General features: G+C 59.8%; 24 protein-coding genes. 18 read left to right on the top strand and 6 right to left on the bottom strand.

Features of this window, described 5'->3' with window-relative positions:
* Positions 1 to 87: 87 nt before the first annotated feature.
* The 16 genes from scpC (at position 88) to AC19YS_RS08885 (ending at position 16,130) form a co-directional block, all read left to right on the top strand.
* The gene (scpC, locus tag AC19YS_RS08960) at positions 88 to 1,581 is read left to right on the top strand and encodes a succinyl-CoA:acetate CoA-transferase ScpC (protein WP_200624194.1); all 1,494 of its coding nucleotides are present in this window, start codon (positions 88 to 90) and stop codon (positions 1,579 to 1,581) included.
* A gap of 315 nt (positions 1,582 to 1,896) precedes the next feature.
* Complete coding sequence (locus AC19YS_RS08955) at positions 1,897 to 2,112, top strand: DUF1127 domain-containing protein (protein WP_003214752.1); 216 nt, start codon at positions 1,897 to 1,899, stop codon at positions 2,110 to 2,112.
* Between the two features lie 262 nt (positions 2,113 to 2,374).
* Positions 2,375 to 2,554 carry a DUF1127 domain-containing protein gene (locus AC19YS_RS08950; RefSeq protein WP_119741354.1) on the top strand — a complete coding sequence of 60 codons (180 nt, stop codon included), beginning with the start codon at positions 2,375 to 2,377 and terminating at the stop codon, positions 2,552 to 2,554.
* A 159-nt stretch (positions 2,555 to 2,713) separates the two neighbouring features.
* Positions 2,714 to 3,034 carry a DUF2388 domain-containing protein gene (locus AC19YS_RS08945; protein WP_106576061.1) on the top strand — a complete coding sequence of 107 codons (321 nt, stop codon included), beginning with the start codon at positions 2,714 to 2,716 and terminating at the stop codon, positions 3,032 to 3,034.
* 105 nt (positions 3,035 to 3,139) lie between these two features.
* The gene (locus AC19YS_RS08940) at positions 3,140 to 3,448 is read left to right on the top strand and encodes a DUF2388 domain-containing protein (RefSeq protein WP_106576060.1); all 309 of its coding nucleotides are present in this window, start codon (positions 3,140 to 3,142) and stop codon (positions 3,446 to 3,448) included.
* A gap of 26 nt (positions 3,449 to 3,474) precedes the next feature.
* Positions 3,475 to 3,795, top strand: a complete 321-nt coding sequence (locus AC19YS_RS08935) for a DUF2388 domain-containing protein (RefSeq protein WP_106576059.1) — start codon at positions 3,475 to 3,477, stop codon at positions 3,793 to 3,795.
* The gene (locus AC19YS_RS08930; RefSeq protein ID WP_500601487.1) at positions 3,792 to 5,753 is read left to right on the top strand and encodes a DUF7844 domain-containing protein; all 1,962 of its coding nucleotides are present in this window, start codon (positions 3,792 to 3,794) and stop codon (positions 5,751 to 5,753) included. The genes AC19YS_RS08935 and AC19YS_RS08930 overlap by 4 nt, the downstream gene beginning before the upstream one ends.
* A gap of 274 nt (positions 5,754 to 6,027) precedes the next feature.
* A complete protein-coding gene (locus AC19YS_RS08925) occupies positions 6,028 to 7,335 on the top strand; it encodes a CitMHS family transporter (RefSeq protein ID WP_106576057.1) in 1,308 nt (435 codons plus the stop codon).
* Positions 7,336 to 7,400: 65 nt separating this feature from the next.
* Positions 7,401 to 8,168, top strand: a complete 768-nt coding sequence (locus tag AC19YS_RS08920) for a TerC family protein (protein WP_106576056.1) — start codon at positions 7,401 to 7,403, stop codon at positions 8,166 to 8,168.
* Between the two features lie 210 nt (positions 8,169 to 8,378).
* The gene (locus AC19YS_RS08915; protein ID WP_106576055.1) at positions 8,379 to 10,037 is read left to right on the top strand and encodes a Na/Pi cotransporter family protein; all 1,659 of its coding nucleotides are present in this window, start codon (positions 8,379 to 8,381) and stop codon (positions 10,035 to 10,037) included.
* A 57-nt stretch (positions 10,038 to 10,094) separates the two neighbouring features.
* Positions 10,095 to 11,477 (top strand): M16 family metallopeptidase, encoded by a 1,383-nt coding sequence (locus tag AC19YS_RS08910; protein WP_500601485.1) that lies wholly within the window; start codon positions 10,095 to 10,097, stop codon positions 11,475 to 11,477.
* Between the two features lie 70 nt (positions 11,478 to 11,547).
* Positions 11,548 to 12,579: a DUF5924 family protein gene (locus tag AC19YS_RS08905; RefSeq protein ID WP_106576053.1), complete on the top strand. Its 1,032-nt coding sequence runs from the start codon at positions 11,548 to 11,550 to the stop codon at positions 12,577 to 12,579.
* Positions 12,580 to 12,633: 54 nt separating this feature from the next.
* On the top strand, positions 12,634 to 13,782 hold the full coding sequence (locus AC19YS_RS08900; protein ID WP_179610089.1) for an ABC transporter permease: 1,149 nt from the start codon (positions 12,634 to 12,636) through the stop codon (positions 13,780 to 13,782).
* Positions 13,779 to 14,582, top strand: a complete 804-nt coding sequence (locus AC19YS_RS08895; protein WP_106576051.1) for an ABC transporter ATP-binding protein — start codon at positions 13,779 to 13,781, stop codon at positions 14,580 to 14,582. Before AC19YS_RS08900 ends, AC19YS_RS08895 begins: the two co-directional genes overlap by 4 nt.
* Before the next feature lies 1 nt (position 14,583).
* Positions 14,584 to 15,522, top strand: coding sequence for an MlaD family protein (locus AC19YS_RS08890; RefSeq protein WP_119741342.1), 939 nt, complete (start codon positions 14,584 to 14,586; stop codon positions 15,520 to 15,522).
* Positions 15,519 to 16,130 (top strand): ABC-type transport auxiliary lipoprotein family protein, encoded by a 612-nt coding sequence (locus tag AC19YS_RS08885; RefSeq protein ID WP_119741340.1) that lies wholly within the window; start codon positions 15,519 to 15,521, stop codon positions 16,128 to 16,130. Before AC19YS_RS08890 ends, AC19YS_RS08885 begins: the two co-directional genes overlap by 4 nt.
* Positions 16,131 to 16,233: 103 nt before the next feature.
* On the opposite strand, the gene AC19YS_RS08880 is transcribed toward AC19YS_RS08885, so the two are convergent.
* The 5 genes from AC19YS_RS08880 to AC19YS_RS08860 form a co-directional block, all read right to left on the bottom strand.
* Positions 16,234 to 17,463, bottom strand: a complete 1,230-nt coding sequence (locus AC19YS_RS08880; protein WP_106576048.1) for a nucleoside recognition domain-containing protein — start codon at positions 17,461 to 17,463, stop codon at positions 16,234 to 16,236.
* Between the two features lie 97 nt (positions 17,464 to 17,560).
* Positions 17,561 to 18,892 (bottom strand): glutamate/aspartate:proton symporter GltP, encoded by a 1,332-nt coding sequence (gene gltP, locus AC19YS_RS08875; RefSeq protein WP_106576047.1) that lies wholly within the window; start codon positions 18,890 to 18,892, stop codon positions 17,561 to 17,563.
* 730 nt (positions 18,893 to 19,622) lie between these two features.
* Positions 19,623 to 20,090 carry an inhibitor of vertebrate lysozyme family protein gene (locus AC19YS_RS08870; RefSeq protein ID WP_119741338.1) on the bottom strand — a complete coding sequence of 156 codons (468 nt, stop codon included), beginning with the start codon at positions 20,088 to 20,090 and terminating at the stop codon, positions 19,623 to 19,625.
* Between the two features lie 2 nt (positions 20,091 to 20,092).
* Positions 20,093 to 20,257 carry a DUF1328 domain-containing protein gene (locus tag AC19YS_RS08865; RefSeq protein ID WP_003170804.1) on the bottom strand — a complete coding sequence of 55 codons (165 nt, stop codon included), beginning with the start codon at positions 20,255 to 20,257 and terminating at the stop codon, positions 20,093 to 20,095.
* Positions 20,258 to 20,335: 78 nt separating this feature from the next.
* Positions 20,336 to 20,620, bottom strand: a complete 285-nt coding sequence (locus AC19YS_RS08860; protein WP_106576045.1) for a hypothetical protein — start codon at positions 20,618 to 20,620, stop codon at positions 20,336 to 20,338.
* A 392-nt stretch (positions 20,621 to 21,012) separates the two neighbouring features.
* Here AC19YS_RS08860 and algB point away from each other — a divergent pair, with 392 nt between their 5' ends.
* Positions 21,013 to 22,359, top strand: a complete 1,347-nt coding sequence (gene algB / locus AC19YS_RS08855; RefSeq protein WP_078740007.1) for a sigma-54-dependent response regulator transcription factor AlgB — start codon at positions 21,013 to 21,015, stop codon at positions 22,357 to 22,359.
* 10 nt (positions 22,360 to 22,369) lie between these two features.
* A complete protein-coding gene (locus tag AC19YS_RS08850) occupies positions 22,370 to 24,157 on the top strand; it encodes a KinB sensor domain-containing domain (RefSeq protein ID WP_106576044.1) in 1,788 nt (595 codons plus the stop codon).
* A gap of 3 nt (positions 24,158 to 24,160) precedes the next feature.
* On the opposite strand, the gene AC19YS_RS08845 is transcribed toward AC19YS_RS08850, so the two are convergent.
* On the bottom strand, positions 24,161 to 24,937 hold the full coding sequence (locus tag AC19YS_RS08845) for an N-acetylmuramoyl-L-alanine amidase (protein WP_119741336.1): 777 nt from the start codon (positions 24,935 to 24,937) through the stop codon (positions 24,161 to 24,163).
* Between the last annotated feature and the right edge of the window lie 78 nt (positions 24,938 to 25,015).

The following is a 25,015-nucleotide window of genomic DNA, read 5'->3' as shown; positions in this document are numbered from 1 at the left end:
GCCTGGCATTCGACCATGGTAGCGGGCCGAATTTTTTTGAAATCACTACACTGCCCACCTTGCTTCCGTAGCCTGAGATAACAATTCATGTACCGTGATCGTATCCGCTTGCCTTCGTTGTTGAACAAGGTCATGAGCGCGGCAGACGCCGCCGCACTGATCGAGGACGGCATGACCGTCGGCATGAGCGGCTTCACCCGAGCCGGTGAAGCCAAGGCCGTCCCTCACGCCCTGGCCGAACGCGCCAAGACTTCGCCGCTGAAAATCACCCTGATGACCGGCGCCAGCCTGGGCAATGACCTGGACAAGCAACTGACCGAAGCCGGTGTGCTGTCCCGACGCATGCCATTTCAGGTCGACAGCACCCTGCGCAAGGCGATCAACGCCGGCGAGGTGATGTTTATCGATCAGCATTTGTCGGAAACCGTCGAGCAACTGCGCAACAACCAGCTCAAGCTGCCGGATATTGCCGTGATCGAAGCCGTCGCGATTACCGAGCAAGGCCATATCGTGCCGACCACCTCCGTGGGCAACTCGGCCAGCTTTGCGATTTTCGCCAAGCACGTGATCGTTGAGATCAACCTGGCGCACAACCCGAACCTGGAAGGGTTGCACGACATTTATATTCCAACCTACCGGCCGACGCGCACGCCAATCCCGCTGGTCAAGGTCGACGACCGCATCGGCAGCACCGCGATTCCGATCCCGCCGGAAAAGATTGTCGCCATCGTAATCACCAACCAGCCTGATTCCGCGTCCACCGTGACGCCGCCGGACGCCGATACCCAAGGCATCGCCAATCACCTGATCAATTTCCTCAAACAGGAAGTGGACGCCGGTCGCATGACCAACAAGCTCGGCCCGCTGCAGGCCGGGATTGGCAACATTGCCAACGCAGTGATGTGCGGTTTGATCGAATCGCCGTTTGAAGACCTGACGATGTATTCGGAAGTCCTGCAGGATTCGACTTTCGACCTGATCGATGCGGGCAAGCTGAGCTTTGCTTCCGGCAGCTCGATTACCTTGTCGCAACGGCGCAACGCCGACGTGTTCGGCAACCTGGAGCACTACAAGGACAAGCTGGTGCTGCGCCCACAGGAAATCTCCAACCACCCTGAGGTGGTGCGTCGCCTGGGCATTATCGGCATCAATACCGCGCTGGAATTCGACATCTACGGCAACGTCAATTCCACCCATGTATGTGGCACGCGGATGATGAACGGTATTGGCGGATCCGGGGACTTCGCGCGCAATGCGCACCTGGCAATCTTCGTTACCAAGTCGATCGCCAAGGGCGGCGCCATCTCCAGCGTCGTGCCGATGGTCAGCCATGTGGACCACACTGAGCATGATGTCGACATCCTGGTCACCGAAATTGGCCTTGCCGACTTGCGCGGCCTAGCGCCACGGGAACGGGCCCGGGTGATCATCGACAACTGTGTGCATCCGGCGTACCGCGATGCGCTGAACAACTACTTCAATGCTGCCTGTGCTATCGGCGGGCATACCCCGCATATCCTGCGCGAGGCACTGAGCTGGCACATTAACCTGGAAGAAACCGGGCATATGCTCAAGGCGTGATCGATACAGCTTCGAGCTGATGCACACAGTTGCATCAGCTCGAACCACCCGCATCAGTTCTGCAAAAAACTGTACTGCTGTACCGGTCATTTCCCACCGAATATTCCTACATATATCACCTAAATCGCCTATTTCGCACTGTTTCAGTGCGGACAGGTACAGTTGCCCCATTTCCGTACAGTACAGCGGGTATAAACAGTTAACTGGCCCTTCACAATACAGGTGAACTGTATCTACAGAGTCTTGCGCCGGAGGAGGATCATTGGCATCAGTTAAACCACTACCTAATCCCGCCACAAGCGGAAGGATGTCATCATGGAACGTACACTCAGTTCCGATCTGTTCTTCGAAGAAAAAGCTGTAAACACCCAGGCTTCCCTGCCTTTGCGCGTTCTCGCCAACCTGATGTTGTGGCAGCGCCGCATCTCCAGCCGCCATCAACTGGCTCGTCTGGATTCGCGTCTGCTGGCTGACGCCGGTATCAGCGAAGCTCAACGCTACGAAGAGCTGAGCAAGCCGTTCTGGCGCTAATTGGCGCCCGCTGGCCCTGACCCACCGGGTCCACTGCCAGCACCCTGATTTGTCAAAGCAAAGCCCGCCCCGGGTAACCGGAGGCGGGCTTTGCTGTTTCTGGATTTCGGTTCTTGCATCGCTAAACAGATGAGCTGTTTCGCGACCAGTACAGTTTAAAAAATACTACAGTTAAGCAGTACAATTTAGACTTGGTGTATCTGTATTGGTATCAAAGACGCGCCCACCATGGAGTTTCACTCCCTCATGAAAGGCCATCCCCATGCGCGCCTCGTCCAGTAAACGACTGCTTATTCGTACCGCCAGTGCCCTGGCTCGATGGGCTAAACAGGCCTATGAGCGCCAACAACTGGCCCAACTCAGCGCTCGGGAGCTGTCGGACGCAGGCATCAGCCAGGGCGACCGGATCGCCGAGCTGTCCAAACCGTTCTGGCGCGACTAAACCGCTGTGAGGCTTTCCGAATAGATAAACGGCAGCTTAAGATCGCGTCATCACGTGGCGAACCTTGTAGAACCGACGTCTGATGCTCAATTGCAACAACGTCGGTTTCACGGTGGCCGCTTTGCGCCGCTTTATTTGTTCATCTACAGGAGTCATTCCATGTCCCGTCTTCGCCTGCTGAGTGCTGCAGCCCTGTTGGCCGTGGCTGCCAATGCCAACGCAAGCAGCCTTATCGTGACCACCGATTCGATCGTCGGCGCGCTGAAAGCCACCTCCGATGCCAGCTCGGATGCTACCTCCTCCCTGCGTGACAACAAGGTCGTCCAGGCCGCTCGCGATGACGCCGCCAGCTTCGTTGCCAGCGAAGGTGCCATCCGTGGCGTGAAGCTGGAAAGCGCCCTGGCCCAGATCCGCCAACAAGCCCCGCAACTGAATGCCGCGAGTGACACGCAGCTCGCCCAAGCGATCCTGGCTATCTGACGCAGATCGACATAAAAGCGCGCCAGCTGCTACCTGATGTGTCAGCGCTGGCTCTCGCCCGGGCGTTGCGCTAGCCTTGGCGCTCGCTTTCAGTTGTCGAGTCTCATGGTTTTTTCATACCGCCTGTTGATCGTTCCCGTATTATTTTCCGTCTGCTGGTCACCCTTGGCTTCGGCCTTTGATGTGTCCACCCAGAGCACCGTCATCAGTGCCTACGCCACCAGCAAGGTGACGTCAGCGCCCTTTGACAGAAAGTTGGTAATGGCCGCCCAGGATGACGCTGCCGCTTTTATCGCCACTGACGGCCAATGGCGGGGCGCTCGTCTGGAATCCGCGCTGGATTATCTGCGCCGCACCCAGCCAAAACTTCATGCAAGCGACCTTGAACTGGCGCAAGCAATTCTCGTCCAATAATCATCTTTGTATTTTGGAGTTACTCCATGCGTAGCCCGCTGATCGCCGCCGCTCTCGGCCTGCTGTTGTTGGCCGATGTCGCCCACGCGCAAACCTTGAAGGCCACCAGTAACATCGTCGTGCGTGCCTCGGCCCGCACCATTGACTTCACCTCGGACACCACCACGTCCATACGCGACTCCAAAGTCGTACGCGAAGCCCACGACGACGCCGCCAGTTTCGTCGCCACCAATGGCGAGATCCGTGGTGCGCAATTGGAAGCCGCCTTTGACACCCTGCGAACCCGCGTGCCGCAAGCTCGCGATGCCAGTGACCAGACGCTCGCCGAAGCCATCCTCGCTCTGTGAGGCGCCTGGTCGCCTGGCTATTGGCCGGGACTGTGCTGCTTTGTGCAGGCGCAGCCCAGGCCAGCCTGCAACTGCGGCTCAAGACCGATGGCTTGAGCCCGGCCGAACAGCAGGCCAGTCAGGCATTGCTTGATGAAGCGATGCGCTCCTTGCCGCCGCGCTTTGTCGAGCAACTGGACCGACGCATCGATGTCGGCTGGACCGACAAAATGCCTGAAAACGCCTATGGTCAGGCCTCACTGGTGTCCGAGCTTGATCTGAATCAGAACCTGCTCGCCAGCCTGACCGACGGCAGCGCCGCCACTCAAAAAACCAATCGCCCACACGGTACTGTGCGCCGCGAAATGCTCGCCACCGTGCTGCATGAGCTGACCCACATCTATGACCGTGCGCGCCTGTGGTCCAAAGACGACCGCGCGCTCATCCAGCGGTGTAGCCGCCAAAACAACATCACCGGCCTGATCGGCCTGCCCGATCAATGCCGTGGCCAGAATGATCGCCGCTTTACCTTGAGTGACGACCCGCGCCTGCTGGACCTCGCCGGCTGGCCGCAATACGTGGGCCGTCGCGGCGAGCGTGAACAACACAACCATCAGGTTGCCCGTAGCCCGGACATCTACGAAACCACCAGCCCACTGGAGTTCGTGGCAGTCAACATGGAGTACTTCCTGCTCGACCCGAGCTACGCCTGCCGTCGCCCCGCGCTGTTTCGCTACTACAAGGAACACTTCGGCTGGGCGCCGCCCGAGCAAGACACCTGCGCCAAAACCTACGCCTTCCTGAATGCAGGCAACGATTTCGCCAAGACGCCACTGGGCCAGATCGATCCGGAGCGCGTGTACGAAATCGACTACCTGCTGGCCGAAGCCAATCAGAACCTGGTCAGCCGCTGGGGCCACAGCATGTTGCGCCTGGTGATCTGCGCGCCCGGTCGCCCGCGCGGCCCGGATTGCCGCCTGGACCTGGACCAACACCTGGTCCTGTCCTACCGCGCCTTTGTCGGTGACGTACAGCTGTCGAGCTGGGATGGCCTGGTTGGCAAATACCCGTCACGCCTGTTCGTGCTGCCCCTGGCCCAAGTCATCGACGAATACACCAAGACCGAACTGCGCGGGCTGGCATCCGTACCGCTGAAACTCACCCGCCAAGAGATCAACGACACCGTCGAGCATGCCGCCGAAATGCATTGGAGCTACGACGGCAACTACTTCTTCATCTCCAACAACTGCGCGGTCGAAAGCCTCAAACTCCTGCGCAGTGGCAGCGCCAACCCACAGCTGACCGGGCTGGACAACATCACCCCCAACGGCCTGCTGGAAGTGCTCAGTGCACGCGGCCTGGCCGACACCAGCGTCCTCAAGGTCAAACGCGAGGCACTGCGCCTGGGTTATCACTTCGACTCGTTCCGCGAGCGTTACCAGGCGATGTTCGATGTCCTGCGCAAACACTTGCCGATCAAGCAGACCGAGGTCGAAGACTGGCTGTCCCTCAGCGCAGAAGAACGCCGCCAATGGTTCAGCCAGGCCGACCTGCGCACCAGCGCCGCGCTGTTGCTGCTGGAACAGGCGAGCTATCGCAAACAGCTGATGCTGGCCCAGGACGAAGTCAAACAACGCTACCTCGGTGCTCGCGAGCTGAAAAACGGCGGCATGGAAAAAGCCAACAACACCCTGCAACAGATCCTCGCCAACAGCGGCTTCCTCAGCCGCCCGGCGGAGCTACTGGGCAGCAGTGGCTACGGCCTGCCACAACCGTCGGAATCCAAACGCCTGGAATCGGAAAGCGCCGAGCGCCAGAAGCAGCTGCAATCTTTGACCGGCGATCTGGATAAAGAGGTGAGGGTGCTGCTCGAACCTTCCCGCGCCGCCGAAATTGCCGCGTGTGAAGCCAATCTCAAACAGGTGGGCGAGCACCTGAGGGCGCTGCACAAAGCGGCGGGGGGCCTGGAGCTTCCATAATTCGCCCCACACAAGCTAACTCGCCCTACAGAAGAACCAGAAAAACCTCTCATCATCTGATTACACAGCGAAAGCTGGCTGAAAGCTTCCACGTCTAGGATCGCCACCACTGTCGGCAACAGACCGGCTGTTAACAACAACAATGGTGATTCCCGATGTCCGCTCGTCCTTGCCTTTTCGCTCCAACTCCACCCGTACGCCACGTGCCTTTCGTACTGCGCTGACCCCAAACCGGTTCGCCATTCCCTAGCCGCGCTACGCCTGGAGTATTCCTATGCTGACTTTCCTTGGCTTTGCCATGGTCATCACGTTCATGTTCCTGATCATGACCAAGCGCCTTTCCGCGCTGATTGCCTTGATCATCGTGCCCATCCTGTTCGCCCTGTTTGGTGGCTTTGCACCCGAGATCGGGCCGATGATGCTTGCGGGCATCACCAAGCTTGCGCCGACCGGCGTGATGCTGATGTTCGCCATTCTGTACTTTGCCCTGATGATCGACTCCGGTCTGTTCGACCCGGCCGTGCGCAAGATCCTCAAGATGGTCAAGGGCGACCCGCTGAAAGTGTCGGTCGGTACCGCCGTGCTGGCACTGGTGGTGTCTCTCGACGGTGACGGCGCTACCACCTACATGATCTGCGTCGCCGCCATGCTGCCGTTGTACCAGCGCATCGGCATGAGCCCGCGGATCATGGCCGGCCTGATCATCCTCGCCGGTGGCGTAATGAACATGACGCCATGGGGCGGCCCGACCGCCCGCGCCGCCAGTGCGCTGCACGTAGACCCCTCGGATATTTTCGTACCGATGATCCCGGCCATGGCCGCCGGCGTCGTGGCCATCCTGGCGATTGCTTATATGTACGGTAAACGCGAACGAGCGCGCCTGGGCGAACTGCACCTGCAGGGTGACGAGATCGACCACAGCGAGATCAGCGTGTCGCAGTTCCCGGATGCTCGTCGTCCGAAGCTGATCTGGTTCAACGGCGCCCTGACCTTTGCCCTGATGTGCACCCTGATCGCCGGCTTGTTGCCGCTGCCAGTGCTGTTCATGGTGGCGTTCAGCATCGCGATGATCGTCAACTACCCGTGCCTGCAACAGCAGAAAGACCGCGTCGCTGCCCACGCAGGCAGCGTACTGGCGGTGGTGGGGCTGATCTTCGCTGCCGGTATTTTCACCGGCATCCTGTCGGGCACCGGCATGGTCGACGCCATGTCCAAAAGCCTGCTGGCGGTCATTCCTGAAGCCATGGGCCCTTACCTGGCGGTGATCACCGCGCTGGTGAGCATGCCGTTTACTTTCTTCATGTCCAACGATGCGTTTTACTACGGCGTACTGCCGGTACTCGCCGAAGCCGCCAGCCACTATGGCATCACTGCCGTGGAAATGGCCCGCGCGTCTATCGTCGGCCAACCCGTGCATCTGCTCAGCCCGCTGGTCCCTTCGACCTACCTGCTGGTAGCCCTGGCCGGTATCGAATTTGGCGATCACCAACGCTTTACCCTCAAGTGGGCAGTGCTGGTATGCCTGTGCATAATGTTCGCCGCTTTGCTGATGGGGATTTTTCCGCTGTTCAGCACTCTATAATCGTACCCACTCACCCGCGCGGCGCTGCAGCTTGCGCGGTTTAACATTTGCTCAAAGGAATACACATGGAATGGCTGACCAATCCGGAAATCTGGATTGCCTTCTTCACCCTGACGGCCCTCGAGATCGTCCTGGGCATCGATAACATCATCATGATTTCGATCCTGGTCAGCCGCATGCCCAAGCATATGCAGGCGCGCACCCGGATCTTCGGCCTGGCCCTGGCCATGGTCACGCGAATCCTGCTGCTGCTGTCGATCACCTGGGTCATGCAACTGACCGCCGACCTGTTCGTGGTCTTCGGCCAAGGCATTTCCGGCCGCGACCTGATCCTGTTCTTCGGTGGCCTGTTCCTGCTGTGGAAAAGCTCCCAGGAGATGTACCACGCACTGGAAGGCGAAGACGAAACCCACGACGAGCCGAAAGGCGCCGGCGGCAAGTTCATCTACACCATCATTCAGATCGCCATCATCGACATCGTGTTCTCGCTGGACTCGGTGATTACTGCGGTTGGCATGGTTTCTCACGTGCCGGTGATGGTGGCAGCGATCGTGGTGGCCGTTCTGGTGATGATGCTGGCTGCCGGCACCATCAGCGAATTCATCGACAAGCACCCGTCGCTGAAGATGCTCGCGCTGTCGTTCCTGCTGGTAGTGGGTACGGTGCTGATTGCCGAATCCTTCGACGTGCACGTGCCAAAAGGCTACGTCTACTTCGCCATGGCGTTCTCGCTGGCGGTGGAAGCGATCAATATCAAGATGCGCACCGCCATCGCGAAAAAGAAGAAACAGCAGGATCCAGTGAAACTGCGCAAGGACATTCCGGGTCAATAACACCGACCCGCTGCTGAAAAGGGGCTTTCGAGCCCCTTTTTTTCATCTGCAAAAAACTGATTTCATGACAGTTTTATTTCAAACACGACTTTAGCTATGCGATGCTGGCGCGCAGCCCATTCGCCAACTACAGCTTAAGTACAAGACGTAGAGCGGCACGCGGCAATTCTTATTTGCTCTTTTTGAGCTAACCCACACGGGGGGCCGAGCATGCTGACCTTGCTCAATCTGCTTTCCGCCGTGACCCTGCTTATCTGGGGCACGCATATCGTCCGTACCGGCATCTTGCGGGTCTACGGCTCCAACTTGCGCCAAGTCATCGGGCAGAACATGTCCAAGCGCTGGCTGGCGTTTGTCGCCGGTATCCTGGTGACGGCCATGGTGCAAAGCAGTAACGCCACGGCAATGCTGGTGACATCCTTTGTCGGGCAGGGCCTGATGGGGCTCACGCCTGCCTTGGCGACCATGCTCGGTGCCGACGTCGGTACAGCGTTGATGGCGCGCGTGCTGACCTTTGACCTGTCCTGGCTGTCGCCGCTGCTGATTTTTCTCGGGGTGATTTTCTTCCTGTCGCGTAAACAGACGCGAGCAGGGCAGATGGGCCGCGTCGGCATCGGCCTGGGCCTGATCATTCTGGCACTGCAACTGATTGTCGAAGCCGCCGGGCCCATCACTCACGCCCAAGGCGTCAAAGTGCTGTTTGCCTCGCTGACCGGCGACATCCTGCTGGATGCCCTGGTCGGTGCATTGTTCGCGATGATTTCCTACTCCAGTCTGGCTGCCGTACTGCTCACGGCAACCCTCGCCGGGGCGGGCGTGATCGGCCTGCACGTGGCCATTGGCCTGGTGATCGGCGCCAACATCGGCAGTGGCGTGCTGGCGTTTCTCAGTACCAGCATGCAAAACGCGGCCGGTCGGCAAGTGGCACTGGGCAGCCTGCTGTACAAACTGATCGGCTTGCTGCTGATCATCCCGGTGCTCGACCCGCTCGTAGGCTGGATGGACGGCCTGGACTACAGCGCCCAAGGCATGGTCATTACCTTCCACCTGCTCTACAACGTCAGCCGCTGCCTCATCCTGCTGCCGACGATCGGCCCAATGGCGCGCTTGTGCGCCTGGTTGCTGCCGGAACAAGCCGAGACCAACGGCAAAGCCAAACCGCGCCACCTCGACCTTGCCGCACTCGACACCCCAAGCCTGGCATTGGCCAACGCCGCGCGCGAAACCCTGCGCCTGGGCGACCTGATCGACAACATGCTCACCGCAATGCTCGAAGTGTTGCGCGGCAAGCAAACCGCCATCACTCAGGAAATGCGCAGCCTCAGTGACGACGTTGAAGCCCTGTACAGCGCGATCAAGCTTTACCTGGCGCAAATGCCCCGTGAAGACCTCAGCGAACAGGACAGCCGTCGTTGGGCCGAGATCATCGAACTGTCGATCAACCTGAAACTGGCTGGCGACCTGATCGAGCGCATGCTGCGCAAAGTCCAGCAGCAGAAAACCTCGCAACGTCGGCAGTTCTCCGAAGTAGGCCTGGAGGAGCTGGCCGGCCTGCATACCCAGCTGATTGCCAACCTGCGTCTGGGCCTGTCGGTGTTCCTCAGTGCCGACCCGGAAAGCGCCCGCCAACTGCTGCGCGAGAAGCGCCGCTTCCGCGCTCAGGAACGCCGCTTGGCTCACGCCCACGTCAGCCGTCTGCAACGCAAGATCGTACAGAGCCTGGAAACCAGTTCCCTGCACCTGGAGCTGATTGCCGACATGAAACGCCTCAACTCACTGTTCTGCAGCAGCGCCTACGTCGTGCTCGAAACGTCCGACACCGGCGCACTCTCGGCCGAAGATATCGCCGACATCACCCATTCACCCTGAACGTACGACGGTGAGTGAAGTCAGTTAACAGTGGATCTCACTCGCCAGGAAGCTGTTATGCGTCGCCTGTTATTCGCCTGCCTGCTCTTGGGCTCGGCACATACCTTTGCCTTTGACCGCCTGCAAGTCGAGGGCTACACCTTGCCCAACGGCCTGCAATTGCTGCTCAAACCGGGCACCGAGCGCGGGCACGTGGCTATCCGCCTGGTGGTAGGCGTAGGCCTGGATGACTTCCCTTGTGAAGAAAAAGAGCTGCCGCACCTGCTCGAACACGTGTTGTTCAGTGGCATCGATGGCGGCGGCGAAGGCGACCTCGAAGAACGCATGCAGGCCTTGGGCGGCGACTGGAACGCCTACACCAGCAACGCCGACACCACTTTCGTGATTGAAGCGCCCGCGCAAAACCAGCGCAAAGTGCTGGATTTGCTGTTGGCCATCATCACTCGCACAGAACTGACCGACGCCAACATCACTGCGGCCAAGCGCGTGGTCGAACGCGAAGACGGCGGGCATTACTCGCACCTGCAACGCCTGCTCGACCGCCAGGACCTTGGCCACACCGCCAGCAACCAATTGGCCGTCGAGCTAGGGCTCAAGTGCGCTGAACGCGCCGAGGTCGACCACTTGACCCGCGATCAATTGCAAGCGCTGCGCAAAAACTGGTATGCGCCCAACAACATGACCCTGATCATTGTCGGCGACCTCGACAAACTGCTGCCGGCCTACCTGGAACGCACCTACGGCCAACTTGATCCGATCGAGCCGAGCGAGCATTTGCCACTTCCGGAAATCCAGCACGCCGCCGCCAGCCATCGCGACCTGATCCACGGCTGGATCGGTGACAGCGCCAAACTGCACTGGCTGTTCCCGGAACCGGTACTGGACGACCAGCATGATGAAACCTACGACCTGCTCAAGGACTACCTCGACTGGGCGCTGTACCGCCAACTGCGCCTCAAGCACGGTTTGTCCTACGGCCCCTGGAGCGAGCGTGAAGTGCTCGGCGGCGTCGGTTTCCTGAGCCTGAATGCCGACCTTGAGCGCGAAAACCTGCCGCAAGCCGAACAGGTGCTGCAAGCGCTCAAGGCGCAACTGCTCAAGGACGGCCTCGACGCGGCCACCTTCGCCCGCCTGCAGCAAGCTGCCATCGCGCGCCAGGCGTGGGCCGTGCAGGGCAACAGTGCGTTGGCCGATTACTACTGGAGTGCATCCGGCGACTACGCCGACGGCCACTTCAGCGACCCGGTCAAACGCATCAAGGCCGTCAACCTGAAGCAGGCCAACCAGGCCATGCGCCAACTGTTTGACCAGGCGGGTTACTGGCGTATCGAAAAACCGCTGCTGAGCTACGACAGCCTGACCTGGATCGGCGCGGGTGTGCTCGGGTTGATCGCCATTGTGTTGGGCGGCCTGCGGCTTTATCGCAAACGGATCGCGTAATGAGGCACCGAACACAGGGCTAAGACGCTATTCTGTCTGGGTTTTTTCCTACACACATTGTGGATCGCTCATGCCAAAGCTGCCGCCCCTTATCCAGCGCATTCTCGTCCTGATCAAGCGCTACCCTGGGGTCATCGCACTCGGCGGCTTTATCTCGGGTGTGTGCAGTTTCATGCTGGTGGATCGCCAACAGGGCATGGCCAGCTGGATCGCCGTGATCATGCTGGTGAGCTGGCTGTGGCTGATGCTGGAAAACAGCTTCACCCAGCTGTTCGCCAAGGTCTTCAAACGCGAAATCCCCGAACCCCTGCTGCGCTACGCCACCCAGATGATCCACCAGGAAAGTCTGTTTTTTGTGCTGCCCTTCTTTTTCGTCACCACCACCTGGAACAGCGGCCAGTCGGTTTTCACCGGCCTGCTCGGCGCGGCGGCACTGGTGTCGATCACCGACCCGCTGTACTACAAATGGCTGGCGCCGAAACGCTCGCTGTTCCTGGCGCTGCACACACTGACCTTGTTCGCCGCGCTGCTCACCGCGCTGCCGATCATCCTGCACCTGACCACCGCTGAAAGTTACAAATTGGCGCTGGGTGTGGCCATGGCGCTGTCGATCCCGAGCCTGGCGGTCAGCTTGCCGCTGCGCAGCTTCAAAGGTTGGGCGATGCTGCTGGGGGTGACCGCCGCCATCGGCTGCGCCGGCTGGTTCCTGCGCACGTGGGTACCGCCGGCCACGCTGTGGATGACCGAAGTGGCGATCAGCACCCAACTGCAGGACCGGACGCCCGGAGATGACCTCAAGGAAGTCACCGCCGCCCAACTGCGCAGTGGCGGGCTGTACGCCTACACCGCGATCAACGCGCCGCGCGGGCTGGATGAGCGGATTTACCATGTGTGGAAGTTCAACGGCAAAGAGGTCGACCGCATTGCCCTGGATATTCACGGCGGGCGCGACGAAGGCTACCGCGCCTGGACGCACAAGCAGAACTTCCCCGCCGATGCGGTAGGCCGCTGGCAAGTGCGGGTGCTGACGGAGGACGGACAGGTCATTGGCGTGCTGCGCTTCAAAGTCACTGACACAGCACAAACGGACACGCCAAAGTAGGCCGTATCGTGCTATTACGTAGGAATTCTGGATAGCCAAACAAGCTCGGAGCTTATGACCACCAGTACTACGGCGGGCGCCGCCCATCTCGACACGACCACCGCTCCTCCGTTACTCAGGATTACGGGGGACTGGACGCTTGCTCACTATGCAAACCTGAAGCAGCTGTCGGCCACACTCGACGGCCAATACGACGCCGGCGCACGCATCGACCTCAACGGCCTGGGCGCCCTGGATACCGCGGGCGCGTCGCTGCTGGTTGAGCTGCTGGGGCCCGACCGTATCGAGCAATCGGCCGAACAGACCGATTGCAGCTTGTCCGCCGCCGACCGCGCACTGCTCAAGACCGTCTACCGCTCGCTGAATGATTTTTGTGTGCCGGACAAAGCCCCGGAAGAGGCCGCCGGTATCCAGGTGCTGGCGCGCATCGGCCGCGCGGTGGACACCGTGTGGCAAGACAGCAAGAAGCTGCTCGGCTTTATCGGTTTGATCCTGGAAACCTTTGCCCGCGGCATCTTGCGCCCCAAGCGCTGGCGCATTACGCCAATGGTCGCGCATATCGAACAGACCGGCCTCGACGCCGCCCCCATCGTGGCCTTGCTGACCTTCTTGGTCGGCGCAGTGGTGGCATTTCTCGGCGCTACGGTGCTCAAGAGTTTCGGCGCAACCATTTTTACCGTGGACTTGGTGGCGTTCTCTTTCCTGCGTGAATTTGGCGTGCTGCTCACTGCAATCCTGATCGCCGGCCGCACTGCCAGTGCCTTCACCGCGCAAATCGGCTCGATGAAGGCCAACGAAGAAATCGACGCCATCCGCACCCTGGGCCTGGACCCGATGGAGCTGCTGGTGTTGCCGCGCGTGATGGCGCTGCTGGTGTCGCTGCCGATGCTGACCTTTCTGGCGATGCTCTCGGGGATTGTCGGCGGCGGCGTGGTGTGCGCGGTGGCACTGGATATTTCACCGGCGATGTTTCTCTCGCTGCTGCAATCGGACATCGGTGTACAACATTTTCTGGTGGGCATGGTGAAAGCGCCGATCTTTGCCTTCCTGATCGCCGCGATTGGCTGCCTCGAAGGCTTCAAGGTCAGCGGCAGCGCCGAATCGGTCGGCGCCCACACCACCTCCAGCGTGGTGCAATCGATTTTTGTGGTGATCGTGCTGGACGCGGTTGCCGCGCTGTTCTTTATGGAGATGGGCTGGTGAGTCGTCTACACCGAGCGCCCACCGAGGCGGTGATCGAAGTGCGCGGCCTGTGCAACCGCTTTGGCAGCCAGAGCGTGCACGAGAACCTCGATCTGGATTTATACAAAGGCGAGATCCTCGCGGTGGTGGGCGGTTCCGGCAGCGGCAAGTCGGTGTTGCTGCGCAGCATCGTCGGCCTGCGCCGGCCCAGCGAAGGCGAGGTGCGGGTGTTCGGCAAGAACCTGCCGAGCCTGCCGGAACAGCAACGCTCACAGGTGGAGCGACGCTTTGGCGTGCTGTTTCAGAAGGGCGCGCTGTTTTCGTCGCTGACCGTCACCGAAAACGTCGCCCTGCCGCTGATCGAGCACGCGGGCCTCAGCCGCGCCGATGCCGAGCACCTGGCCGCAGTCAAGCTTGCCCTTGCGGGGTTGCCGCTGTCGGCGGCCGACAAATACCCGGCGTCGCTCTCCGGCGGCATGATCAAGCGTGCGGCCCTGGCCCGAGCCCTGGCGCTGGACCCGGACATCCTGTTTCTCGACGAACCCACCGCCGGCCTCGACCCGATTGGCGCGGCGCAATTCGACCAACTGATCCTGACCTTGCGCGATGCGCTGGGGCTGAGCGTGTTCCTGGTCACCCACGACCTCGACACGCTGTACACCATCACCGACCGTGTGGCGGTGCTGGCGCAGAAGAAAGTGCTGGTGGCCGATGCCATTGATGTCGTCTCGGAAACGAACGACCCCTGGATTCACGAATATTTCCACGGCCCCCGCGGCCGCGCGGCATTGGATGCCGCTCAATCGCTCAACGAGGTATGACATGGAAACCCGAGCCCATCATGTGATGATCGGTCTGTTCAGCGTAATCGTGGTGGTCGGCGCGATGCTGTTTGGCCTGTGGCTGGCCAAGTCCAGCGTCGACAGTGCCTTCCAGGATTATGAAGTGGTGTTCAACGAGGCGGTCAGCGGCCTGTCGCAAGGCAGCTCGGTGCAGTACAGCGGGATCAAGGTGGGTGACGTCACCAGCCTGCGCCTGGACCCCAACGACCCGCGCCGCGTACTGGCACGTATCCGCCTGGCCGGGCAGACGCCGATCAAGGAAGACACGCAGGCCAAGCTGGCCCTGACCGGCATCACCGGCACCTCGATCATCCAGCTCAGCGGCGGCACACCGCAAAGCCCGGAGCTCAAGGGCAAGGACGGCAACCTGCCGGAAATCATCGCCTCACCATCCCCGATCGCGCGCCTGCTCAATAACAGCAACGACCTGATGACCAGCATCAACCTGCTGCTGCACAACGCCAACCACATGTTCTCCCGGGAGAACGTCGAGCGCCTGAGCAACACGCTGGACAACCTGCAACAAACCACTGGCGCCATCGCCGAGCAACGCGGTGACATCAAGGTGGTGATGCAGCAATTGATGCAGGTGAGCAAACAGGCGACTGCCGCCCTGGAGCAAACCACCGTGCTGATGCGCAACGCCAACGGCCTGTTGAACGATCAAGGCAAGCAAGCCTTCGGCAGCGCCGAGCAGGCAATGAAATCGCTCGAACAAAGCACCGCAACCATCAACACCTTACTGACCAATAACAAGGACTCGGTGAACAGCGGCATGCAGGGCCTCAACGAACTGGCGCCGGCCGTGCGCGAACTGCGCGAAACCCTGGGTTCGCTGCGCGCCATCTCCCGCCGCCTGGAAGCCAACCCCAGCGGCTACCTGCTGGGTAGCGACAAGAATAAGGAGTTCACGCCATGAAGCGCGCTTATCAACTGATCGCCCCTGTGGCCTTGGTGCTGGTCGGCGCCTGCTCGATTTTGCCCAAGCCCGACCCTTCGGACGTGTACCGCCTGGCTTCGGCCCAGACGACCACCCAAGGCGCGCCGGTGAGCTGGTCGCTGCGCGTGAGCAAGCCGCAGAGCAGCGAGTTTCTCGACAGCCCGCGCATTGCCGTGGTGCCCAACGGTGACCTGATCAGCAGCTATGCGAACTCACGCTGGAGCGACCCGACGCCGGTGTTGCTACGCAACCGGTTCATGGACGGTTTCCAGCGCGATGGGCGGGTGACGCTCTTGAGTACCGACGAGACCAACTTGCAGGCCGATTATGAGCTGGGCGGGCAATTGCAGGCGTTTCAGAGTGAGTACCATGGCAGCGCGGTGGAAGTGCTGATCCGCCTGGATGCGCGGTTGGTGCGCGGGAGTGATCAACGGATTATTGCCAGCCGCCGGTTTGAGGTGAGACAGCCAGTGGGTGACACCAAAGTGCCGGCGGTGGTTGCCGCGTTTGGGCAGGCGGGGGATCAGTTGAATAGGCAGGTGGTGGATTGGGTGGTGCAGCAGGGCCAAAGTGCTGCGAAACGCTGAGGGCTTCTTCGCGAGCAAGCCCGCTCCCACATTTGACCGCGTTTATTCTGACGAAATGCGTTCGAATGTGGGAGCGGGCTGGCTCGCGAAAGCGGTGTGAGCCTTAACCGAAGAACCAATAGCACACCGCAATCGCCGCCACGACACCGGCAAACTCTGCCAGCAACGCACACCCCACCGCATGCCGCGCCCGCTGGATCCCCACCGAGCCGAAGTACACCGCCAACACGTAGAAGGTGGTTTCGGTACTGCCCTGAATCGTCGCCGCCACCAATGCCGGGAAGCTGTCCACGCCCTTGGTTTGCATGGTCTCGATCAGCAGCGCCCGCGCGGCACTGCCGGAGAAGGGCTTGACCATGGCGGTCGGCAACGCGTCGACAAAACGCGTGTCCATGCCCGTCCACGCCACCAGGTGGCGAATGCCTTCAAGGCCGAAGTCCAACGCACCCGAGGCGCGTAACACGCCCACCGCGCACAGCATCGCCACCAGATACGGCAGCAGGTTCTTGGCAACGTCGAAGCCCTCTTTGGCGCCTTCGACGAACGCCTCGTATACCTTGACCTTGCGCAGCGCACCGATCAGCAAAAACAGCATGATCAACCCGAACAGCGTCAGGTTGCCAAGGATCGATGACAAACCGGCCAGCGCCGTGGCGGACAAGGTCGCCAGCAACGCCATAAAGCCACCGAGGATCAATGCGCCGGGCACCAGGTAGGCCAGCACCACCGGATCCCACAGCCGCAGGCGCTGCATCACCGCCACCGACAATAGGCCAACCAGGGTCGAGGCGCTGGTTGCCAGCAGGATCGGCAGAAACACCAGCGTCGGGTCCGCTGCGCCTTGCTGGGCGCGGTACATGAAGATGGTCACCGGCAACAGCGTCAGCGAAGACGCATTCAGCACAAGGAACAGAATCTGCGCGTTACTGGCGGTGTTGGGGATCGGGTTGAGTTCCTGCAGCGCCTTCATGGCTTTCAGGCCAATCGGCGTGGCGGCGTTGTCCAGCCCAAGGCCATTGGCGGCGAAGTTGAGGGTGATCAAGCCAATGGCGGGGTGGCCGGCCGGCACTTCCGGCATCAGGCGGCGAAACAGCGGGCCGAGGGCCTTGGCCAACCAGTCGACAATCCCGGCTTTTTCGGCGATGCGCAAAAAGCCCAGCCATAAGGTCAGGGTGCCGAACAGCAGCACCATGACTTCCACCGACAATTTGGCCATGGCGAAAATGCTTTCCACCATCGCCGCAAAAATCCCGGCATTACCGCCAATCAGCCATTGCGCCAGTGCTGACACCATTGCCACGACAAAGAAGCCAAGCCACAGGCCATTAAGCATCTGTTGAATCCCCCGAAAGATGGGGCGAATGATAGCGGGGCTGGCAGAAACGACAAACCCCGGAATTTTCCGGGGTTTGTGTTCACGCCGCGGGCTATCAGCCGCGGGTGGCTTGGGTGGCTGGCGAGGCCTCTTTGCTGCGCCAGTGCGGCAGGGAGTTCCAGTAGCGCTCGCCTTTGGCGTCGTCGTACATGCCTTCCCAACGGGAGATGACCAATACGGCCAAAGCGTTGCCGATCACGTTGAGTGCGGTACGCGCCATGTCCATCACACGGTCGACACCGGCGATGAACGCCAGGCCTTCCAGCGGAATGCCCACGCTGCCCAGGGTAGCCAGCAAGACGACGAAGGACACACCCGGCACACCGGCGATACCTTTGGAGGTCACCATCAGGGTCAGCACCAGCATCAGTTGCTGGCCGATCGACAGGTCAATGCCGTACAGCTGGGCGATAAAGATCGCCGCGATGCTCTGATACAGGGTCGAACCGTCGAGGTTGAACGAGTAGCCGGTCGGTACCACAAAGCTGCAGATGGCCTTCGGCGCGCCGTAAGCTTCCATCTTCTCGATGACGCGCGGCAGCACGGTTTCGGAACTGGCGGTGGAGTAGGCCAGTACCAGCTCATCCTTGAAGATGCGCATCAGCTTGATCACCGAGAAGCCGAACAGGCGAGCGATCAGGCCCAGCACCACGAAGGCGAAGAACAGAATGGCGACGTAAACCAGAATCACCAGCTTGGCCAGCGGCAGCAACGAGGCGAAGCCGAAGTTGGCGACGGTCACCGCGATCAAGGCAAATACGCCGATCGGGGCGTACTTCATGATCATGTGGGTGACTTTGAACATGCTCTCGGAGACGCCCTGGAACATTGTGACCAGAGGCTCGCGCAGTTCCGGCTTGAGGCTCGACAAGCCGAGGCCGAACAGCACCGAGAAGAAGATGATCGGCAGCATGTCGCCACGGGCGACGGCGGCGAAGATATTCGAAGGAATCAGGTTGAGGATGGTCTCGATGAACGCATGCTCATGCTGCACTTCGGCAGCGGTGGCGGTGTACTTGGAGATATCGACGGTACCCAGGGTACTCATGTCGATGCCAGCGCCTGGGTGGAACAGGTTGGCCAACAACAGGCCGACCACGATGGCGATGGTGGTGACCACTTCGAAGTAAAGGATGGTTTTGACGCCGATGCGACCGAGCTTCTTCGCGTCACCCACGCCGGCGATGCCAACGATCAGTGAGGAAATCACAATCGGGATCACGATCATCTTGATCAGGCGGATAAAGATATCGCCCGCCGGCTGCAACACATTGCTGATCCACCAGGCTTTTTCAGCACTGAAATGGTTGAGCACTGCACCGATTGCGATCCCCAGCACCAAACCGATGAGGATCTGCCAGGCGAGGCTTAGCTTTGCCTTCTTCATGTCATTACCCTTACTTCAAGTGGACTTAAGGCAAATGCGCCATCTGGAACGCTCGGAAGCGAAAAAGTGTGTGCATCTGCCTCCGTAGAAGGTCACCGCAGCGTGGCCGAAATGGCTTACTGGCAGGCGAAAAAAGGCGCAACTATTCCCATGCAAGGGGGCGACGTCTAATGCCGTAAACGCCTACCCTATGCCGAATCGGCATGGCTTTTTTTGAAAATAGTTGTCTGAACGGTCAGTTCGATTCCGCCATTCAACCCGGTGAATATGCCGTGAACCGGCCACTAGCGGCTCGCTCAGAGATGTTGGACGTCTGTGAGCTACTGGCAAAAATGCCTGGAATTAGATGGGGTTGGCGTCCGAAGAGTCCTATAGCGCGAGCATAATTTTCTAGATAGAAGGTCGCACCGACACACCAAGTAATAGTTAGAAAGAGGCGAGATAGAAAATAGCGACTATGGGCGACATAAAAGAGGGTTAATGCGCGCGATAAGCCCGCCGCAAGTTCATCAAGCTTGAGGACTTGTGAACTTGCGTCGCAGCTTTTCGCCTGACCCGGCCCTTGCGCAGGCACTCCCTGTACCCGTAGGTCACGCCGATCCGAATCGATCAGAGCAACCCGGCCCCCTGGTCATGCATCACTCTTGGCGAGTGATGCAGACAGAAAGAAGCAAAGGGGCCTCTTTCTATGGACGCCGGCTCCGTTGACGACAGATGCGTCAGACGGAACCTAGTACCAATTCGGATCTTTCTTAAGCTGTTCCATCAGCAGTTGTTTCATGCCTTCGTTCGGTTTACCGATAAAACGGTAATCGGCGTGCCGCGTCGGGGATTTGTCTGCCGGCAAACCGGCCGGCACTTCAACCAACATGGCGTAGGCGTCTTCCTTGTCGTAGCTGAAGGCGACGATCAGGCGCTTGTTCAGGCACGTGTCTGCGGTCTCGCAGAGTGGCCCGACCAGGTATTTGTCGCCATCTTCTTCCACGGCATTCATTTGTTCGGCCGTACCGGACAGGTTCATCACCCATTCCGGCAGGCGCTGTTCTTTCTTCACCACGCTTTGCCAGGTTTCGCGGTATTGCTTGTCCGCACTGAGCAATTCGTTAGCCCGGGATTGGCCGTCGTTGGCGGCCATCGCCAGGCCGCTACCGCCCAGAATCAGAGCGGCAGCACAGGCTTTGATAAACAAAGTGGTCATATTCAGCCTCGGCCGCGACGACCAAAGAAGAACGAAGCGATGAACATCACCAGGAAGACCACAAACAGAATTTTTGCGATACCCGTGGCGGTGCCCGCGATACCACCGAAGCCCAGGACTGCAGCCACAATGGCGATGATCAGAAATGTGATTGCCCAACTCAACATGGTGATTCTCCTTACGCTTTTATAGGGGTAACAGCGGTAGTGCCGTGCAGCCGCTCAACACAAGCGACCTTTTGTTGCCTAGAACACCCAACGTTCTTGAGCAGGCAACTCGCCAAGAGTCGAATCCTGGTCTGCCACTCTCAATTGCGGGGCGGTAACGTCGGCAGCCACGCTGCTGACGGAACTGAAATGGTGCTGGGTCATTACCGGACGTTCGAATTGCAGGGTTTGCTGCTGACTCTGCTGCCAATGCTGGAACTGCTGGCCCGCAATCAACGTGACCATCAAGGCCAGGCTGGCAAACAGACCTTGCTGCAAGCGCAGTGGCGATACACGCAATTGGCTGAGGCTTTGGCGAGTCATGCTGCATTTCTCCCGCATTCTGATTATTCGGTCATGACACTGTTGAGAGGGATATTGCAGGGCGCGTGCCAGTTTTTTTACAAAATAAAACTCAATAAAATCAATAGGTTAACAATACATCTCGGATCGACAGCCCAGCATCCTGCACGATGCCCCTATCCAGGCCGTGCGAAATGCACGATGGTCAGTGGTCGGGTCAACGGATCGAAAAGAGAAATAGCGTTGCCGAAGTGGCTACTAGGCATGAAAAGGCCATCAAATCGCGCGTTTGTAGGAGGTTGTGCAGATACCTGCCCGAAGATGGCTTTTATCGATCAGAATAAACCATGCAACTTGCCCGATTATTCCGGGACTAAACACCATCATTCATAGTTAAGGGGAGCGCGGGACAGATGGAATCAGCCAAGGAACTTCAAGGCCGCATTCTTTTAGTGGATGACGAATCCGCGATCCTTCGCACCTTCCGTTACTGCCTGGAAGATGAAGGCTACACCGTAGCCACCGCCAACAGCGCTGCGCAGGCGGATGCGCTGATGCAGCGCCAGGTGTTCGACCTGTGCTTCCTGGACCTGCGCCTGGGCGAGGACAATGGCCTGGACGTGTTGGCGCAGATGCGCATCCAGGCGCCGTGGATGCGCGTGGTGATTGTGACCGCACACTCGGCCGTGGATACCGCAGTAGACGCGATCCAGGCTGGCGCCGCCGACTACCTGGTCAAGCCCTGCAGCCCAGACCAACTGCGCCTCGCTACCGCCAAGCAATTGGAAGTGCGCCAACTCTCCGCTCGCCTCGAAGCACTGGAAGGCGAAGTTCGCCAGCCAAAGGATGGCCTCGACTCCCACAGCCCGGCCATGATGGTAGTGCTGGAAACCGCGCGCCAAGTCGCGGGCACCGACGCCAACATCTTGATCCTTGGTGAATCAGGCACAGGTAAGGGTGAGTTGGCCCGCGCCATTCACGGCTGGAGCAAGCGCTCGAAGAAGTCCTGCGTGACCATCAACTGCCCATCGCTGACGGCAGAGCTGATGGAAAGCGAACTCTTCGGTCACAGCCGCGGCGCCTTTACCGGTGCCAGCGAGAGCACCTTGGGCCGAGTCAACCAGGCGGATGGCGGCACGCTTTTTCTCGACGAAATCGGCGATTTTCCCCTCACCTTGCAACCAAAGTTGCTGCGCTTCATTCAAGACAAGGAATATGAACGCGTGGGCGACCCGGTCACCCGACGCGCCGATGTACGCATTCTCGCGGCGACCAACCTCAACCTGGAAGACATGGTACGCGACGGCCGCTTCCGTGAAGATTTGCTCTACCGCCTGAATGTCATCACTTTGCACTTGCCACCGCTGCGTGAGCGCAGTGAAGACATCTTGACGTTGGCCGACCGCTTCCTGGCGCGCTTTGTTAAGGAATACGCCCGACCGGCACGCGGCTTCAGCGATGAAGCGCGCGAAGCACTGCTCAACTACCGCTGGCCGGGGAATATCCGAGAACTGCGAAACGTTGTGGAGCGAGCCAGCATCATCTGCCCTCAGGAAAAGGTTGAAATCAGCCACCTCGGGATGGCCGAGCAGCCGACCAACAATGCACCGCGCATTGGTGCGGCACTGAGCCTGGATGAGCTGGAGAAAGCCCACATCGGCGCGGTACTCGCCACCAGTGACACGCTGGACCAGGCGGCCCGCACTCTCGGTATCGACGCGTCGACCCTGTACCGCAAACGTAAACAGTACAACTTGTGAGCTGTACCCTATGAAGCTAGCGATGAAACTGCGCACTCGTTTGTTCCTGAGTATCTCAGCGCTGATCACCGTCGCCCTGCTGGGACTGGTCCTGGGACTGGTCAGTGTCATGCAAATGGCCAAGAGCCAGGAGTCGCTGATCCGCAGCAACTTCATCACCCTGGACCTTGGCCTCAAGCTGCGTCAGACCCTGGGTGACCAGTTGATCCTGATGCTGCAGGAGCAACCGGACCCCGAGGTACTGAAAACTTCAAAAGAGCAATATTTCGCCTTGCTGGATGAGGGCATCGCCCATGAACAGCAAGACGGCAAGCTCAGCGGGTTCAGCCAGGCACGCATTGACTACCTGAACTTCCTCAAGGCATTTGACGAAGCCCAGCAAAGCCCACTGGCAAATAGCAAAGACCCGAAGCTGACCGAAACCTTCAACGCCTTGCGCAATGGCCTGATCGCCGAGCACAAGCACGCGCTGGAGAATATCAACGAGAGTGAACACAAATCCCGCGACCGGGCGCTGCTGATTGCCGGTCTTTTGGGCCTGGTCGGGCTGGCAGTGTTGATCATCGGCTTCATCACTGCACACGGTATCGCCCGACGCTTTGGTGGCCCCATCGAAGCCTTGGCCAAAGCCGCCGACAAGATCGGGCAGGGTGATTTCGAAGTGACGCTGCCCATCTCGTCTGCCGCGGAGATGAACCAGTTGACCCGCCGCTTCGGCATCATGGCCGAAGCATTGCGCCAGCATCAGGCAACCAATGTCGACGAACTGCTGGCCGGCCAGCAGCGTCTGCAAGCGGTGCTCGACAGCATCGACGATGGCCTGCTGATGATCGACCGCCAAGGCCGCCTCGAACACCTAAACCCTGTGGCACAGCGCCAGTTGGGCTGGGACGAGGCGCGGTTGGGGCAGGGCTTGGGCGAAGCATTGGGTCGCCCGGAAATGGATGAGCAGCTGCAACTGGTGCTGCGCGGCGGCAACCTGGAGCGGGCACCTGAGGACTTGGAAGTGGAGGTCGAGGGCGAATTGCGCCTGCTGACCTACAGCCTGACGCCAGTCAGTCATACCCAAGGGCATATTCTTGGGGCGGTGATGGTGCTGCACGATGTGACCGAGCAGCGCGCTTTCGAGCGCGTGCGTAGCGAATTCGTCTTGCGGGCCTCCCACGAACTGCGTACGCCCGTCACCGGTATGCACATGGCCTTCGGGCTGTTTCGCGAGCGCGCGAAGTTTCCCGCAGAGTCCCGTGAAGCGGACCTGCTGGACACGGTTAATGAAGAAATGCAGCGCTTGATGCAGTTGATCAACGACTTGCTCAACTTCTCGCGCTACCAGAATGGCCTGCAAAAACTCACGCTAGGGCCGTGCGATGTCACCGATCTGCTGGAGCATGCACGAGCCCGATTTACCGAGCTGGCAAATGCTCAGCACATCGAACTGCTGGTGGAAGCCCAATCTGACTTGCCCAGGCTGTACGCAGACCAGGCCCAGCTTGAGCGCGTACTCGACAACCTTTTAGGCAATGCATTGCGACATACCGCCGATGGCGGGCAAATTCGCCTGCAGGCGCGCCGTCATGGTGAACGGGTGATTATCAGCGTCGAGGATAACGGCGAAGGTATCGCCTATGGCCAGCAAGGACGTATCTTCGAACCTTTCGTGCAGGTTGGACGCAAGAAAGGCGGCGCCGGCCTGGGGCTGGCGCTGTGCAAGGAAATTGTGCAACTGCACGGCGGGCGCATGGGCGTCTACTCGCGGCCGGGGCAGGGCACCCAGTTCTACATGGCGCTGCCGCTTTAACGCCTAACTCCGGTTCAATGCGCGCAGGATCGCAGCGCTTTCGGCATCCGGCGTGCCATCAAACAGCGATGGCCGGAAATGCATCTGGAACGCCGCGATCACATGCCGCGTGGCAACATCCAGCTCGCCGGTCTGTGGTGTCTGATAGCCCAACCGCGCCAACTCTTCCTGGAACCAGGTGATGCTCGGCAGGTTAGCGGCGTACTGCATCTGGAATCGAGCGACGGCCTGCGCATTCGGCCAAGCTCCCAGACCCTCAGCTGCCAAGCGCTTCCATGGGAACAACGGGCCCGGATCGAGCTTGCGCAGCGGCGCGATATCGCTATGACCAATGATGTTCTTGGGGTCGATGCCATTGCGCTTGCTGATGTCCTTGAGCAACACCACCAACGACTGCACCTGCGCCTCGGAATACGGGTACCAGACGCGGCCAGTCGGTGTGTCGCGATAACCCGGGTTGACGATCTCGATACCAATGGAGCTGGAGTTGAGCCACGTACGGCCCATCCACTCGCTTTCTCCGGCGTGCCAGGCGCGTTGGCTCTCATCCACCAGCTTATAGATGGTGCCTGAAGCATCGTCGCCGATCAGGTAATGACTGCTGACCTGGCCATGCGTCAATAGCGCCAGGGAGCGTTCAAGGTTGGTGGAGGTGTAATGGACGACAACGAACTGCACACGATTGTCGTGATTGAGCGAAGGATGGTTGGTGTCCAGGCGAGGGCCGCTCGCGCAGCCGGCGAGCAGGAGCAATACGAAGGCGAGGTAAAAGGATTTCATGGCAGAAGACATTACGCTGAAGACGATAATGCAACAGTGTAACGTACGGATTGTGCCTGAGCGGTCAAATTACAAAAT

The sequence above is a fragment of the Pseudomonas sp. MF08831 genome (assembly GCF_059862645.1).
This window is presented reverse-complemented; position numbering and strand designations above follow the sequence as displayed.